The organism is Nocardiopsis rhodophaea (assembly GCF_039530945.1).
Taxonomy (GTDB): Bacteria; Actinomycetota; Actinomycetes; order Streptosporangiales; family Streptosporangiaceae; genus Nocardiopsis_C; species Nocardiopsis_C rhodophaea.
Genome location: NZ_BAAAPC010000009.1, coordinates 76,184 through 91,078, shown reverse-complemented (window position 1 = coordinate 91,078; position 14,895 = coordinate 76,184). Strand labels below are relative to the sequence as shown.

12 protein-coding genes and 1 pseudogene are annotated in these 14,895 nt (G+C 69.8%); 10 read left to right on the top strand and 3 right to left on the bottom strand.

The annotated features are described in order from the left end of the window. The first annotated feature begins 249 nt into the window (after positions 1-249). Positions 250-1,008, top strand: a complete 759-nt coding sequence (locus ABD259_RS11975; RefSeq protein WP_344105733.1) for a lysophospholipid acyltransferase family protein — start codon at positions 250-252, stop codon at positions 1,006-1,008. 152 nt (positions 1,009-1,160) lie between these two features. On the opposite strand, the gene ABD259_RS11970 is transcribed toward ABD259_RS11975, so the two are convergent. Then, entirely contained in the window at positions 1,161-1,868 is a 708-nt protein-coding gene (locus tag ABD259_RS11970) for a metal-dependent transcriptional regulator (RefSeq protein WP_344105731.1), read from the bottom strand. Positions 1,869-1,910: 42 nt separating this feature from the next. On the opposite strand from ABD259_RS11970, the gene ABD259_RS11965 reads away from it, so the two are divergent. Next, a complete protein-coding gene (locus ABD259_RS11965; RefSeq protein ID WP_344105729.1) occupies positions 1,911-2,048 on the top strand; it encodes a hypothetical protein in 138 nt (45 codons plus the stop codon). Positions 2,049-2,087: 39 nt separating this feature from the next. Here the strand turns inward: ABD259_RS11965 and ABD259_RS25860 are convergent. Next, a pseudogene (locus ABD259_RS25860) lies at positions 2,088-2,228 on the bottom strand (hypothetical protein); the annotation flags it as partial. Between the two features lie 293 nt (positions 2,229-2,521). Between ABD259_RS25860 and ABD259_RS11960 the strand changes: the two are divergent. The 4 genes from ABD259_RS11960 to ABD259_RS11945 all read left to right on the top strand — a co-directional run bounded on the left by ABD259_RS11960 (position 2,522) and on the right by ABD259_RS11945 (position 8,281). Next, a complete protein-coding gene (locus ABD259_RS11960) occupies positions 2,522-6,106 on the top strand; it encodes a DNA polymerase III subunit alpha (protein WP_344162298.1) in 3,585 nt (1,194 codons plus the stop codon). A gap of 186 nt (positions 6,107-6,292) precedes the next feature. Then, on the top strand, positions 6,293-7,195 hold the full coding sequence (locus tag ABD259_RS11955; protein WP_344162295.1) for an RpnC/YadD family protein: 903 nt from the start codon (positions 6,293-6,295) through the stop codon (positions 7,193-7,195). Between the two features lie 93 nt (positions 7,196-7,288). After that, positions 7,289-7,576 carry an Rdx family protein gene (locus tag ABD259_RS11950; RefSeq protein WP_344162292.1) on the top strand — a complete coding sequence of 96 codons (288 nt, stop codon included), beginning with the start codon at positions 7,289-7,291 and terminating at the stop codon, positions 7,574-7,576. Between the two features lie 84 nt (positions 7,577-7,660). After that, positions 7,661-8,281: an HAD family hydrolase gene (locus tag ABD259_RS11945; RefSeq protein WP_344162289.1), complete on the top strand. Its 621-nt coding sequence runs from the start codon at positions 7,661-7,663 to the stop codon at positions 8,279-8,281. A gap of 302 nt (positions 8,282-8,583) precedes the next feature. Here ABD259_RS11945 and ABD259_RS11940 read toward each other — a convergent pair whose 3' ends face one another. Beyond that, a complete protein-coding gene (locus ABD259_RS11940; protein WP_344162286.1) occupies positions 8,584-9,774 on the bottom strand; it encodes an ROK family transcriptional regulator in 1,191 nt (396 codons plus the stop codon). A gap of 173 nt (positions 9,775-9,947) precedes the next feature. Here ABD259_RS11940 and zwf point away from each other — a divergent pair, with 173 nt between their 5' ends. The 4 genes from zwf to eda are packed head-to-tail and all read left to right on the top strand — an operon-like array spanning position 9,948 to position 14,870. Then, entirely contained in the window at positions 9,948-11,426 is a 1,479-nt protein-coding gene (gene zwf / locus ABD259_RS11935) for a glucose-6-phosphate dehydrogenase (protein ID WP_344105716.1), read from the top strand. Next, positions 11,426-13,255 carry a phosphogluconate dehydratase gene (gene edd / locus ABD259_RS11930; protein WP_344162283.1) on the top strand — a complete coding sequence of 610 codons (1,830 nt, stop codon included), beginning with the start codon at positions 11,426-11,428 and terminating at the stop codon, positions 13,253-13,255. The genes zwf and edd overlap by 1 nt, the downstream gene beginning before the upstream one ends. Continuing rightward, positions 13,252-14,235: a glucokinase gene (gene glk / locus ABD259_RS11925; RefSeq protein ID WP_344105712.1), complete on the top strand. Its 984-nt coding sequence runs from the start codon at positions 13,252-13,254 to the stop codon at positions 14,233-14,235. Before edd ends, glk begins: the two co-directional genes overlap by 4 nt. Continuing rightward, a complete protein-coding gene (gene eda / locus ABD259_RS11920) occupies positions 14,232-14,870 on the top strand; it encodes a bifunctional 4-hydroxy-2-oxoglutarate aldolase/2-dehydro-3-deoxy-phosphogluconate aldolase (RefSeq protein ID WP_344162280.1) in 639 nt (212 codons plus the stop codon). The genes glk and eda overlap by 4 nt, the downstream gene beginning before the upstream one ends. The last annotated feature ends 25 nt before the right edge of the window (positions 14,871-14,895 follow it).

Here is a 14,895-nt window from a genome sequence, read left to right as displayed (position 1 = left end):
CCGGACTCAATTGAATTCGTCGGGCGTTGACCGCAGAAGAAATTCCGCCGACCCGCTACCGAAGGTCGCGGAGCATTCTCCTCTCTCCTCTTCTCGTCTTTCCAGGCGGCGGGAAATTCTCGTTGCTTGGGAAAAGACGAATGTCGGCGCCCGCCCGGGGGCACCCGTACCGCGGGTTCCACCGGATGGGGGTGGATTCCGGATAGCATCAACGGGGAAAAACTTCGGTGATGGATGGGGTGACCTGCGGTGATCTACTGGATCCTCAAGCTGATCCTGGGGCCGATACTGGCCGCGCTGTGGCAGCCCCGGGCGGAGGGCGTGGAGAACATCCCTCTGCGGGGGCCCGCGATCATGGTCGGGAACCACCTGTCGGTCGCCGATCACTTCTTCGGCGCGCTGCCCGTGCCACGGAAGATCAACTTCATGGCCAAGTCGGACTACTTCGCTGGCGCCGGGGCCAAGGGAGCGATCGCCCGCCGCTTCTTCCGCGGAGCCGGGGCGATCCCGATCGACCGGTCGGGCGGCAAGGCCAGTGAGTCGGCGCTGCGCGCCGGACTGAAGGTGCTGGAACGGGGGGAGCTCCTGGGAATCTACCCCGAGGGCACGCGCTCGCCAGACGGGAAACTCTACCGGGGGAAGACGGGCGTGGCCCGGCTGATCCTGGAGGCCAAGGTCCCGGTGGTCCCCATGGCGATGATCAACGCCGAAAAGATTATGCCGCCCGGAACGACCGTGCCCAAGCTCGGTATCCGCCCCCGGGTGAGATTCGGCACGCCGCTCGACTTCTCCCGGTATTACGGGATGGAAGACGACCATTTGGTGCTGCGGTCGATCACCGACGAGATCATGTACGCCCTTATGCAGCTGTCCGGTCAGGAGTACGTCGATCGGTACGCCAAAGTGGTAAAAGAGGAACGGGAGCGGGCCGCCAAAGAGGAGCGGAAGGCGGAGAAAGCCGCGCGAAAGGCCGAAGAAAAGGAGCGAAAGAAAGAGAAAGGCGCGTAACCCGCGAACTGATCGTGCCCGTGCTCCTTTGCTGTCTTTCCCCTTCCGCCTTCCCCGCCCAAGCGCTCCCCGCACGTCGCTGTGGCCCCGAAACGCCGCCGAGCCCCCGTCCCTCCCCCGTGGCAGCACCGTGAGCGAAACCAGGCGCGCCCTCAGGCGCCGATGGCGTCCTCCGGCGCGGGGGCGATCCATAGGGCCTCGGCCGCGACCAGCCCCAGCGCCTGGTCGCGCTGCTCGCCGGGCGCCCCGACCCGAATCAGGAGTGATCCGCCGAAGGGCTGGCGCTCCACCACCTCGATGCGCATGCCGATGCCGATCCTCTGGTCGGCGAGGTAGCGCAGCAGATCGGGATCGGTGTCGTTGACCCGCACAATCACCCCGATGGTGCCCGCTTTCGCCTCGGACAGCAGATGGGTGTCGCGCTCCACGATCTTGCCGTCGCGGGTGGGAATGGGGTCGCCGTGCGGGTCGACCAGAGGGTTCCCCAGGTGCTCGGCGATGCGGTCGACGAACTTGTCGGAGACGACGTGCTCCAACTCCTCGGCCTCGTCGTGCACCTCGTCCCAGGAGTAACCGAGCTCCTCGACCAGGTAGGTCTCCAGGAGGCGGTGCCGCCGCAGCACCGCCAGCGCGGCCTTGGTGCCGGTGTCGGTAAGGCGGACGTGGCCGTAGCGCTGGTGGTCCACCAGGCCGAGCTCACTGAGCTTGCGGAGCATGCCGGAGACGGAGGAATTGGACACCGACAGCCGATCGGCCATCCCGGATATCGTTACCGGGCCCGAACCGCGTTCCTGAAGGTCGTAGATCACCTTCACATAGTCTTCGACCGACGTGGACGGCCTGCCGGATGCGTTCCCCATGGTGGCAACGGTACCGCGAACCGGAAGAACCCCCGGTGCTCTGTGATCACCCGAATCCGCACGGTAACCGACGCGATCGCCGTGGGCGCCGTGGATCCCCTGGCGCCCCGCAACGGCACGACCGCTGCGGTGGAGATCGCGGTGGGCGCGCTGCCAGAGCGGCACCACGTTCACGGCTGACTGCCCCCGCGAACCGACCTGGAGATCGAACGCGACGCGACGCCCCGCGACGATGGCCTCCAGGCCTCGGGAGACGCACGAGGAGTCAAAGCGGAGGGAGGGGAGGTCGCCGTCCGGAATGATGTATCCGAACCCCGTGTCAGCGTCGAACGATTCGACCGTGCCCGGGCGCTTGTCCATGAGCTGTCGCCTCCCTACCGAGAGTCTCGTTACATAACGTTTCTATGAACTTACCCTGAGTATCGACACTATGGTCGGCGAAAGGCGGGTTCGGCCGATATCTGCACCTTCTTCGTGGTGGCGTGGTGGTTGTGCGCGGACGAATCCGCGGCGCCGGTGGGTTGTCTCCGCAGGTCACGGATTTCAGAGCAGGAGGTCTGCGGTATAATTCGTACATAGATTCGATTCAGGCCCGTCTTCCCCAGGTGTGCCTCGCGCACCTCCGGCCACAGCACCAACCTCGGGGGGAGACATTGACGGACGCTTTCACCCACCTCAACGTGGCGTCGTCGGCGTCCATGCGGTACGGGACGGCCCACCCGCCCGCGCTGGTCGAGCGCGCGGCCGAGCTGGGCATGGACATGCTCGCGCTCACCGACCGCGACGGCGTCTACGGCGCCGTCAAGCACGTACGCGCCTGCGAGCGGGCCGGAATCCGGCCTATCCTCGGTGCCGACCTTGCCGTCGCCGCCCCCGAAGGCGGCCGCGTCACCGTTCTGGCCCGGGGGAAGCGCGGCTGGGCTTCGCTGTGCCGTCTCATCACCGCGGCACACGCCGCCGGAGCACGCGGCGTCCCGGCGATCACACTCGACTCCGTCGCCGAGCACGCCGAAGGACTGGTCGTGCTGCTTGGCCCCGGCTCCGACGTCGGCCTGGCCGCGGGCGACCGCCACCTGCAGCGGGCGCGCCGCCTGCTCGACCGCTGGCGGGAGACAGCCGAGGTGGCCGTCGAGCTCGTCGACCACTACGGCCCCGGCCGACACGCGCAGGCCACCGCACTCCTCCGGCTGGCCGCAGAGACCCGCACCCTGGCGGTGCTCAGCAACGCCGTCCGCTACCCCCGCTCCACCGACGCCGACGTCGCCCACGTCCTGGACGAGGTCCACCGCCGACAGCCCGGCGGTGGCGGTGCCCCCGTCCCGGCCGTCTCCCAGGCCTACCTGAAAAGCAGCGAGGAAATGGCCGAGGTCGCCGAGCGGATCTGCGGCCCCGACCACACCGCGGCGCGGCGCCTGCTCGCCCACACCCGCGCACTGGCCGCCTCCTGCGCCCTGGACCCCGGGGTCGACCTGGGCCTGGACCGCCCCCACCTGCCGGAGTTCCCCAACGCGCGCGACCGGTTGTGGCGGGCCTGCGGCGAGGGCCTAACCCGGCTCGGCCTCCACCGCGACCGGCGGGCCCGCGCGCGCCTCGCCCGAGAACTGGAGATCATCGAGCGCAAGGGCTTCTCCTCCTACTTCCTCACCGTCGCCGACATCGTCGACAGGATCCGCGCCCGAGGCATCCGCTGCTCCATTCGCGGCTCCGGGGCCGGAAGCCTGGTCAACCACCTCATCGGGATCTCCGCCGTCGACCCCCTGGCCCACGGACTGCTGATGGAGCGGTTCCTCACCGAGAGCCGCAGCGGGCTGCCCGACATCGACCTCGACGTGGAGTCGGCCCGGCGCCTGGACGCCTACGACGCGATCTTCGACGCCTACCCGAACGCCGCCTGCGTGTCGATGATGGAGACCTACCGCGCCCGCAGCGCCATTCGCGACGTGGGAGCGGTCATGGGGGTCCCACCGCACGAGGTCGACCGGCTGGCCAAGATGTTCCCCCACATCCGCGCCCGACAGATCCGCGCCGCCTGCGAGGACCTCCCCGAACTGCGCAGCGGAGGACTGGACGGCCCCTCGTCGGCCGCACTGTTCCAGATGGCCGAACGCCTCGACGGGCTCCCCCGCCACACCGCCCTGCACCCCTGCGGAATCGTCATCTCCAACCCCTCCCTGCGCGACCGCACCCCGCTGGAACCCGGCAAGCTCGGTTACGACATGACTCAGTTCGACAAGAACGACGTCGAAGAGATGGGACTGATCAAACTCGACGTCATCGGGGTGCGCATGCAGTCGGCGATGACCCACGCGCTGTCCGAGATCCGGCGGACGGAGGGAACACAGGTCGACCTCGACGCGAGCGCGACGCAGTGCGCGGAGGCGTCGATGCCCGTGGCCGCAGGCCCGATCGCATCGGCGGTGGAGCAAACGAGGAGTGCGAGCGCGAAGGGGAGCACGAACGCGAGCGCGACGCAGTGCGCGGAGGCGTCGATGCCCGTGGCCGCAGGCCCGATCGCATCGGCGGTGGAGCAAACGAGGAGTGCGAGCGAGACGCACAGCAACACCATCATCAAGGTCCCGCCGGACGATCCCGCTACCTACGCGATGATCCGCGACTCCCGCACCCTCGGCTGCTTCCAGATCGAGTCCCCGGGCCAGCGTGAGCTCGTCAGCCGCCTCCAACCGGCCGACCTGGGCGACCTCATCATCGATATCTCTCTGTTCCGGCCGGGCCCGGTGAACAGCGACATGATCACGCCCTACATCGCCATCCGCGACGGCGACCAGGAGCCGGAGTTCCCCTCCCCCGCGCTGTCCGGCGTACTCGCCGAGACCGGTGGCGTGGTCATCTTCCACGAGCAGGTGATCAACGTTCTGCACGCGATGACCGGCTGCGGGCTGGACCAGGCCGAGGCGATGCGCCGCCGGCTGGGCACCGACGCGGGTAAGGAGGACGTGCGCGAGATCTTCACCGGTATGGCCCAAGAATGCGGCCACACCGAGGAGGTCGTGGAGCGCGTGTGGGAGATCATCGCCGCCTTTGGCGCGTTCGGGTTCTGCAAGGCGCACGCCGCGGCGTTCGCGCTCCCCACCTACCAGTCAGCGTGGCTGAAGCGGTACTACCCCGCGGCGTTCTACGCGGGCGTGCTCACCCACGAGCCCGGGATGTATCCGCGCCGCGCGATCCTGGACGACGCCCGCCGTTTCGGGGTTCCCATCCTCGGGGTCGACGTCAACGCATCCGACCGCGGGTGGCGGGTGGAGCGCACAGCGGATGGGGTGTGGGGGATCCGCGCGGCGCTGTCCGACGTCAAGGGCATCACCGACGCCGAAGTCGACGCGATCGTGTCGGGGCGCCCCTACCTCTCACTGCCCGACTTCGCGAACCGGGTCCGGCCCTCCCGTGACGTGCTGGACCGACTGGTGCGGGTGGGAGCCTTCGACGCGCTGTACCACATCGCAACCGGATCGACGGGGGACCCGGTCGGCCCGTCAGGCCTACGCCGCCGCGACCTGCTGCTTCAGGCCGGGGCGATCGAGCGGGCGGGACGCCGCACGTTGGGCGGCGGGCAGCTGCCGATCGGCCTGGTGGAGGAGACGCGCGCGGGCGAGCTGCCGGAGATGACCATGGCGGAAGAGGTCCAGACCGAGCTGGAGGTCCTGGGCTACGACGCGTCCCACCACCTGCTCGGTTGCTACGCCGATCTGGTCGCCGAACTCGTCTCCCACCACGGCGCGGTACTCTCCCGCGACCTGCACCGGGCGCGGCCGGGGGAAGAGGTACTCGTCCTGGGGGCGAAGGTCGCCACCCAGACTCCGGCGGTGCGCTCAGGACAGCGCATCATCTTCACCACCCTGGACGATGCCACCGGCCTGGTGGACCTGACCTTCTTCGAATCGGTCCAAGACCGCTGCGCCGCGACCGTGTTCGGCTCCTGGCTGCTGGCCGTACGTGGCCGAGTCCGCCGGGTCGGCGGATTGGGGCTCCCCACCGTCAACGCGACCCACGCCTACGACCTGGACGAGCTGGCCGGGATCTGGACGGAGGAGGGCCGGGAGCACCTCCACGCCCGCCTGGCTTCTCCAGCACCGTCCTCCCCCGTCGCCGGCGTCGGCGGCCACCGCATCCGCTACGCCAACGGCTACGCGCTGTCCACCTACGCCGATATCTCCCCCGCGGGTGCCGACTCCGCCCCCAGAAAGTTGTGGCATGCCAGTCCAGGAAGTTCCGGAAGGTGAAAAAACCGGCAGTTCTCAATTCAACACAGAAATCGTCGTGACCACTGCCTTCCGGGGATATCCAACCGTTCACCTGGCCAAACATCCTCATGCCCGTCCTTTTCTCCGTCAGCCACGTTGCTCATCCCCGGAGCAGTCTCGTCAAAACCGCTCCCGGAACGATGGTCGTTTCCTAACCTTCCTATCGTGCCTTCTCCCCTTCACGACACACTCAACGAACTCTTCCGGGACCGCCCGTCCCTGGCCGTAGAGCTCATCCGCGAGCTGGACGATGTCGAACTGCCAGAGGGACTTCCGGTTCACCTGGGGGACAACAATCTCAACGATCGCCCCTCCAAAGACCTTTTCCCTGACACAGTCGTTCTCGTCGGGTCGAAGCACCAGCCACTGCACGCGATCGTCGTGGAGATTCAGCAGGAGAAGTCCGAGTCCAAGCGCAAACAGTTGCCCAGGTACGCCGCCGCGCTGTGGTTGTTCCTGCAGTGTCCGGTCTCGGTCCTCATCGTGTGCCCCACGCAAAAGGCCGCGGACGAGTACGCCAGACCGATACCGACAACACTTCCCGGCTACATGCTCCAGTCCGTAGTGGTAGGACCTAACGACATACCTGTGCTCACCGATGCCGAGGCGGTTATCGCCGATCCGCAGTTGGCAGTGATGGGGATCATGGCCCATGGTGCGCGACGCCGGGTCGTGGAAGCTTTTGTCGCGGGGCTCCAGAAGATGGATGCCCAGGCTGCTCCCCGCTACTATGAATACGCTTACCGCACAGCCGCGCCGCTGGCGCGGCGGCTTCTGGAGGAGATCATGTCCTCGACATCCTGGCCCGTCTACAGCCCCTTCGCCCGCGAGCACTACGGCCGCGGACAGGAAGATGGACGAAAAGAAGGGCGGAACGAAGGGCGCACAGAGGAGGCCGTCCGGATGCTACTACTGGCTCTGGAAGTCCGCGGGATCGAGATCTCTGACGAGATCCGCAATCGCATCACGACCTGCACCGACTGCGAGCAGATCGAGACGTGGCTGCGGCGCGCCCTCACGGCCGACCGCGCCGACGATGTTTTCCTCCCTGAAGAGCCATCGCTCTAGACAGAACTGCTATGCCACAGAACCTCCCGAGTGTGATCGCTCCTGGAGGAGGCCGGCTCCCTCACAGCTGGTCGACGTCGCCATACTGGTGACGTGGTAGATGAGAAGCCGAGACTTGAGATCGAGTACTGCGTCCAGTGCCGCTGGCTGACGCGAGCGGCGTGGATGGCGCAGGAGTTGCTGACGACGTTCGAGACCGAACTGGGCGAGGTCGCACTCGTACCTGGAACCGGTGGTGTGTTCGAGGTGCGGCTTAACGGCGAGGCGGTCTGGTCGCGCAAGAGCGACGCCGCCTTCACCGACGCCGCCGAGTTGAAGCGGCTGATCCGCGACTGGATCGCGCCCGGGCGGCCGCTCGGGCATTCGGACCAGTCCTCCTGAGGTTGCCTGGCCCGCCTTCCTGCGTCCTTCCGTGGCTTGGAGTACCCCAACCTGGTCCCCGTCGCTCGTGGGAGACTTCCCCCTATGGCAGGAGTAGCGTTCGACGCCGTCCTCTGCGATATCGACGGGGTGCTGCGGTTGTGGGACCCCGCCCGCATGGAAGAGCTGGACCGGCAGTACGGCCTGGCCGAAGGGACGCTGGCCGGAGCGGCGTTCGCACCGCACCGGCTCACGCCCGCCGTCACGGGGGAGACCACCGACGCGCAGTGGCGCAGGGGCGTGGCCGACGACCTAGCGGAGGCCTGCGGTTCCCGCTACCGCGCTGAGGCGATAGTTGGGCAGTGGGCGGCATTGCTTCCGCAGGTCGATCCCGAGGTGCTGCACGCGCTGACCGCGGTCCGCGAGCGGGCCCGCGTCGTCTTGGTTTCCAACGCCACGACACGGCTCGACGAAGAGCTGGAGACACTTGGCCTGTCCGACATCGCGGACGCGGTGGTCAACTCCTCCCGGCTGGGCGTCGCCAAACCCCACCCGGCTGTGTATCGGGCCGCCGCTGATGCGGCCGCGACACCGGTCCCACGCTGTCTGTTCGTCGATGACGCTGAAGCCAATGTGGTGGCGGCACGCCGACTTGGCATGGCGGGCCTCCACTACACCGGGTTTCAGGGGTTGCGCGACGTGCTCTCCCCTCTCCTCCAGCAGTGATCGCCCCCCAAGTGAGCCGCCCGATCCATCCCCAGGGCGCTCAGTCGCCGGGTGGGGGCCGCGAGGGATCGACCCTTCGGAGGGGGCGGCGTCCAGTGGCGTGAGTGTGGGCGGGACGCGGCTGTCGACGCACTGGCGATGACCACCAGGCCTTCCTCGTGCAGGACCGCGGCGCGGGCCAGATCTTCTGCTGTGAAGTGAACCCGCACCAGCGCGGCTCTGGTCCCGCTTCCCGTGCCAATGGTCTCTGCCCCCGAGTTGACGCACATGGGTTGTGTCTGCTGTGAGGCCGCAGGGGCGAGTCAGGAGCGCGCGAGCGCCGCGTTGATCGCCTCCGGAGCGAGCAGACGCTCCAGCACCATGACCGCGCACCCCAACGGCCCGGCGTCGTCCTCCAATCGGCTGGGCACGATGCGCAGCTGCCGCGTGGCCAGGGCGGTGGAGCGCTGGAAGACGATTTCGCGCACCCCCGCCACCAGGTGGTCGTAGGCGAGGGCGAGGTCGCCGCCCAGGACGATGACGGCGGGATTGAGCAGGTTGACCGCGCCGGACAGCACTTCGCCGATGCGGCGGCCCGCGTCGCGGACGAGCCGCACCGCCTCGGGGTCGCCCTCCTGGGCGAGGGCGGCCAGCTCCCGGATGCCGGAAACGTCGCGGTCCAGGGCGGCCAGATGGCGCAGCAGGGCCGGGCCACCGGCCACGGCCTCCAGGCAGTCGGTGTTGCCGCACCGGCAGGGCGTGCCGCCCCCGCCGTGGACGGGGATGTGCCCGATCTCCCCGGCCGCTCCGAGGGAGCCGCGCAGGATGGCGCCGTCGGAGACGATCCCGGCGCCGATGCCCGTGGACACCTTCACGAAGATGAGGTCGTCGACCGTCTCGCGGTGCCGCGCCCAGTGCTCACCCAGGGCCATGACGTTGACGTCGTTGTCGAGCAGCACCGGCACGGGGAAGCGATCGGCGACCATCGGGCGGATTTCCACACCGCCCCAGCTGCTCAGGACCGGCGGGCTCGCCGCTCGCCCGGTGGCGAACTCGACCGTGCCGGGGACACCGATACCCGCGCCCCACACCTCGTCGGCGTTACGTCCGGCCTTGGCCAGAAGCTCCTGCCAGGTGTCCAGCAGCCAGGGCACCACGGTGCTCGGCCCCTGCTCGACCTGCGGGGACCCACTCGTGTGGGCGAGCACGTGCCCGGCGAGGTCGCAGACGGCGATTTGGCTGCGGGAGATGCCCAGCGCGGCGGTGAGTACGACACCACCCCCGGCGTTGAACTCCAGGCGGCCGGGTGGGCGCCCGCCGCTGGAAGGGCCCTGCGCGCCCTCGCTGACCAGGCCGCGTGCCATCAGCTCGGTGAGGCGTGCGGCGACGGCCGGCCGGGACAGGCCGGTGACGCGGCCGATATCGGCGCGGGTCAGCGCGTCGCCAGTGCGGATCAGGTGCAGCACGTGGCCGCTGGTGGTGTTCGAGCGGGACGGGGCCGTGCTGCGGGGCATGTGCCCCATTCAACCACGATCGTGTCGTGTGCGGTGGTATGAGGGCAGCACTTTTGTACCACAGTCGTCAAAAGTCCGACTTGTGCTGTTACGCAAGTTGCCGTTACATTTCGAGTGGTCTAAACCATAACCGGTCTCTGCCGTCATTGCCCCAGGAAGGACCGTAGGACCAGATGCCTCACCACACGGCTTCCCCGCCGACCGACCTGGTCGTGTTCGGAGGCACCGGCGACCTCGCGATGCGCAAACTGCTGCCCGCGCTGTTCCTGTGCGACCGGGACGGGGGCCTCGCCCCGGAGACGCGGATCATCGCCGCGTCGCGCGATGGCCTGGCCGACGCCGACTTCCGCGACAAGGCCGCAGCGGCCGTGCAGGCCAGCCCGGCCGTCCTGCGGGCGGGCGACGCCGACCCGCTGACCCTGCGCCGCTTCGTCGAGCGTCTGCACCACGTCACCGTCGACGTCGGGGGCGACCTCGCCGCGTGGAAACCCCTCGGCGACCTTCTGCACCCGGACCGTCCCCGCGTCTTCTACCTGGCGCTCCCCCCGATGCTTTTCGGCCGCATCTGCCGCGACCTCGGCGCGGCCGGACTGGTCACCGATGACTCCCGCGTCGTCTTGGAGAAGCCCCTGGGGCGCGACCTCGCCTCAGCGCGCGCCATCAACGAGGAGGTCGGAGAGGTCTTCGCCGAACACCAGGTCTTCCGCATCGACCACTACCTCGGCAAGGAGACCGTGCAGAACCTGCTGGCGCTGCGCTTCGCCAACATGTTCCTGGAACCGATCTGGAACAGCCGCTGGATCGACCACGTGCAGATCACGGCGGCGGAGACCGTGGGCGTCGGTGGCCGCCGCGGCTACTACGACGGCTCCGGGGCGATGCGCGACATGGTGCAGAACCACCTGCTGCAGCTGCTCTGCCTGATCGCGATGGAGCCGCCCGCCAGCTTCGACCGCGAGGCCGTCCGTGACGAGAAGGTCAAAGTCCTGCAGGCGCTGCGCCCCCTGACCGGCGGCGACGTCGCCGAGCACACCGCGCGCGGCCAGTACGTCGGCGGGACGGTGGCCACCCAGGACGTCCCCGGCTACACCGACGAACCCGGCGGCTCCGGTGGCCCCAGCAGCACCGAGACGTTCGTCGCCCTGGAGGCCGGCATCGGCAACTGGCGCTGGTCCGGTGTCCCGTTCTACCTGCGTACCGGCAAGCGGATGGCGCGGCACTACTCCGAGATCGTCGTGCAGTTCCGCGACGTCCCGCACGCGATCTTCCCCGGCCAGGTGACGGCAGCTAACCGTCTGGTCATCCGCCTGCAGCCCGAGGAGACCATCCACCTGCACATGCTCGCCAAGGAGCCAGGCGCGGGAGCGCTGAGACTCAGACCCGCCCCGCTCGAACTGAGCTTCGCCGACACGTTCGCCGAGCGCTCCCCCGACGCCTATGAGCGCCTGCTGATGGACGTGCTGGCGGGCAACCCCACCCTGTTCATGCGCCGCGATGAGCTCGAAGCCGCCTGGCGGTGGGTCGACCCGATCATCGCCGCCTGGGACGGCACGGCGCCGGAGCCCTACGCGCCGGGCAGCGCCGGACCGGCGGGGGCCCACCACCTGATCGGCCGTTCGGGCCGCACCTGGCACGAAGAGGAACTCGCCTGATGACCAACGCCCCGCAGACCCCCCACCCCCGCATCGTCGACGTCACCGAGCGCATCGCTGCCCGCAGCGCCGAGACCCGCAGCGCCTACCTCGCCCGCATCCGCGCCGCGGCTGCCGAGGGCCCCGCCCGGACCGCGCTGGGGTGTGCCAACCTCGCCCACGGCTTCGCCGCCTGCGCGCCGCTGGAAAAGAAGAGCCTCAGCGAATCGGTCAAGCCGAATATCGCGATCGTTTCCTCCTACAACGACATGCTCTCCGCGCACCAGCCGCTGGAGACCTACCCGGCCCTGCTCAAGGCCGCCGTCACCGAGGCCGGGGGCGTCGCCCAGTTCGCCGGAGGCGTTCCGGCGATGTGCGACGGCGTCACCCAGGGCCGCCCCGGAATGGAGCTGTCCCTGTTCAGCCGGGACGTCATCGCCATGGCCGCGGCGGTCGCGCTCTCCCACGACATGTTCGACGGCGCGCTGATGCTTGGGGTGTGCGACAAGATCGTCCCCGGGCTGCTCATCGGCGCCCTGTCCTTCGGCCACCTCCCGGTCGCCTTCGTACCCGGCGGGCCCATGCCCTCGGGACTGCCCAATGACGAGAAGGCCAAGGTCCGCCAGCTGTTCGCCGAGGGCAAGGCCGGGCGCACGGAGCTGCTGCAGGCCGAGTCCGCCGCCTACCACGCGCCGGGCACCTGCACCTTCTATGGCACGGCCAACTCCAACCAGATGCTCATGGAGGTCCTGGGCCTGCACCTGCCCGGCGCCAGCTTCGAACAGGCGGGCACTCCGCTACGCGACGCGCTCACCGCCGAGACGGGACGGCGGGTGACCGGCCTGACCGCGCTGGGCGACCACTACACGCCGATCGGCGAGGTCATCGACGAGCGCGCGATCGTCAACGCGGTAGTGGCGCTGCTGGCCACCGGCGGCTCGACCAACCACACCCTGCACCTGGTCGCCGTCGCGGCCGCCGCCGGTATCGAACTCACCTGGGACGACTTCGCCGCACTGTCCGAGGTGGTGCCGCTGCTGACGCGCATGTACCCCAACGGCACGGCCGACGTGAACCGGTTCCACGAGATCGGCGGCATGGCCTACCTGATCGGCCAGCTGCTGGACGCCGGGCTGCTCCACGAGGACGTCGCCACCGTCGCCGGACCGGGCCTCAGCCGCTACCGCCAGCGCCCCATCCTCGGTGAAACCGGCCTGACCTGGGGCGACGAGCCGAAGGAGAGCGGCGACACCACCGTGCTGCGCCCGGCCGACAACCCGTTCTCCGCCGACGGCGGACTGCGCATGGTCTCGGGCAACCTCGGCCGCGCCGTCGTCAAGGTGTCGTCCGTGGCGCCCGAGCGCCACGTCATCGAGGCGCCCGCCAAGGTCTTCGACAGCCAGGCAGCGCTGCAGGAGGCGTTCGCGGCCGGTGAGCTCGACGGCGACGTCGTCGCCGTCGTCCGCTTCCAGGGGCCGCGCGCTAACGGCATGCCTGAACTGCACAAGCTCACCCCGCCGCTGGGCGTGCTCCAGGACCGCGGGCACAAGGTCGCTCTGGTCACCGACGGGCGGATGTCGGGCGCTTCGGGCAAGGTCCCGGCCGCCATCCACGTCTCCCCCGAGGCCGCGGCCGGTGGCCCGCTGGCACGCGTCCGCGAGGGCGACCTCGTCCGACTCGACGCCGCGGCGGGGACCCTGGAGGTCTTGGCACCCGATCTCATGGAGCGCGAGCCCGCCGAGACCACCGTCGACTCCTCGACCGGCACCGGCCGGGAGCTGTTCGCGGCCTTCCGCTCCGCTGTCGGCCCGGCCGAGCGCGGAGCCGCGGTGTTCGGAGCCGAACGGTGAGCCGCCTCGCCGCCCCCACCCCGGAGCGGCCCTGGCTGGTCGCCGACATCGGCGGCACCAACGCCCGCTTCGGCCTGATCGAGGCGCCTGGCGGACGGCCGGTGCGCGTGCACCGCATGCCCTGCGGCGAGCACCCCGACCTCGCCGCGGCCGCCTCCGCCTACCTGCAACGCGACGGACAGAACGCCCGCCCCAGCGCGGCCTGCGTCGCCATCGCTGGCCCCATGGACGGCGACCGCATCCGGCTGACCAACGCCAACTGGGACTGCTCCGCTGAGGCCACCCGCCGCGCGCTGGACCTCGACCGCATCGAGGTGCTCAACGACTTCGCGGCGCTGGCACTGTCCCTGCCGCGCCTCGGTGATGACGACCTGCTGCCGCTGGGCGGCCCCGCGCCCACGGCCGAACGGCCGATGGCGGTGCTCGGACCGGGCACCGGGCTCGGCGTGGCCGGGCTGCGACCGGTCGCGGGCGGGTGGCTGCCGATCTCCGGTGAGGGCGGCCACGTCGATGTCCCGGCCGTGGACGAACGCGAACTGGAAGCGGTGCGGCTGCTCCGCGCCGACCAGGGCACCGTCACCGCCGAGTGCGTGCTTTCGGGGCCGGGCTTGACCCGCCTGCACGGCGCTGTCGCCCGCATGCACGGGGTGCGCAGAGACGCGCTGTCGGCGGCGGACATCTGCGCCAGCCCCGACGACCCCGTCTGCGCGGAGACCCTGGACCTCTTCTGCGCCCTGCTCGGCGGCTTCGCCGGGAACGTCGCGCTCACGCTCGGTGCCACCGGCGGGGTGTTCATCGGGGGCGGGGTGCCGCCCCGGATCAGCGGCATCCTGCTGTGCAGCGACTTCAGACGCCGATTCGAGGAGAAGCGGCGGATGATCGACTATGTGAAGGACATCGCCACGGTCCTGATCGTGGCCCCCACACCGGCGCTGCTCGGCACGGCGGCCCGGCTCGACCAGTGCTTGGAGACCCGATGAAGCCCGCCAGCAGTGACGACATCTTCGCCCTGGCCCCGGTCGTCCCGGTGGTCGTGCTCAACGACGTGGCGGCCGCGGTGCCGCTGGCCCGCGCCCTGGTCGCGGGCGGGCTCCCCGCCATCGAGGTGACCCTGCGTACCGAGGCCGGTCTCTCGGCCATCGAGCGCATCGCCGCCGAGGTCCCCGACGCCGTGGTCGGCGCGGGAACGGTGACCACCCCCGAGCAGGCCCAGGCCGCCGCCAGGGCGGGGTCGGCCTTCCTGGTCAGCCCCGGGTGCACCGACCGGCTGCAGGGCGCCCTGCATGACACCGGCCTGCCCTACCTCCCGGGCGTCGCCACCGCTTCGGAGGCCATGGCCCTGCTGGAGCGGGGGGTGAGTGCCCTGAAGTTCTTCCCGGCCGAGGCCGCGGGCGGCCGCGCCTACCTCAAATCGCTCAGCGGCCCGCTCCCCCAGGCCCGCTTCTGCCCCACCGGCGGCATCACCCTGGCCACCGCCCCCGACTACCTGGCGCTGCCCAACGTCGGCTGCGTCGGCGGCACCTGGCTGACCCCGGCCGACGCCGTCGAGACAGGCGACTGGGATCGTATCGAGACCCTGGCACGGGAGGCCGCGGCGCTGCGCCCGAAGTCCTGACGTTCGCGTCCTCCGCCATCCCCCG

Coding starts and splice junctions, on each gene's coding strand:
- eda (WP_344162280.1), top strand. CDS start 14,232: ATGAAGCCCGCCAGCAGTGACGACATCTTCGCCCTGGCCCCGGTCGTC.
- ABD259_RS11970 (WP_344105731.1), bottom strand. CDS start 1,868: ATGGGGAACGCATCCGGCAGGCCGTCCACGTCGGTCGAAGACTATGTG.
- zwf (WP_344105716.1), top strand. CDS start 9,948: ATGCCTCACCACACGGCTTCCCCGCCGACCGACCTGGTCGTGTTCGGA.
- ABD259_RS11940 (WP_344162286.1), bottom strand. CDS start 9,774: ATGCCCCGCAGCACGGCCCCGTCCCGCTCGAACACCACCAGCGGCCAC.
- edd (WP_344162283.1), top strand. CDS start 11,426: ATGACCAACGCCCCGCAGACCCCCCACCCCCGCATCGTCGACGTCACC.
- ABD259_RS11945 (WP_344162289.1), top strand. CDS start 7,661: ATGGCAGGAGTAGCGTTCGACGCCGTCCTCTGCGATATCGACGGGGTG.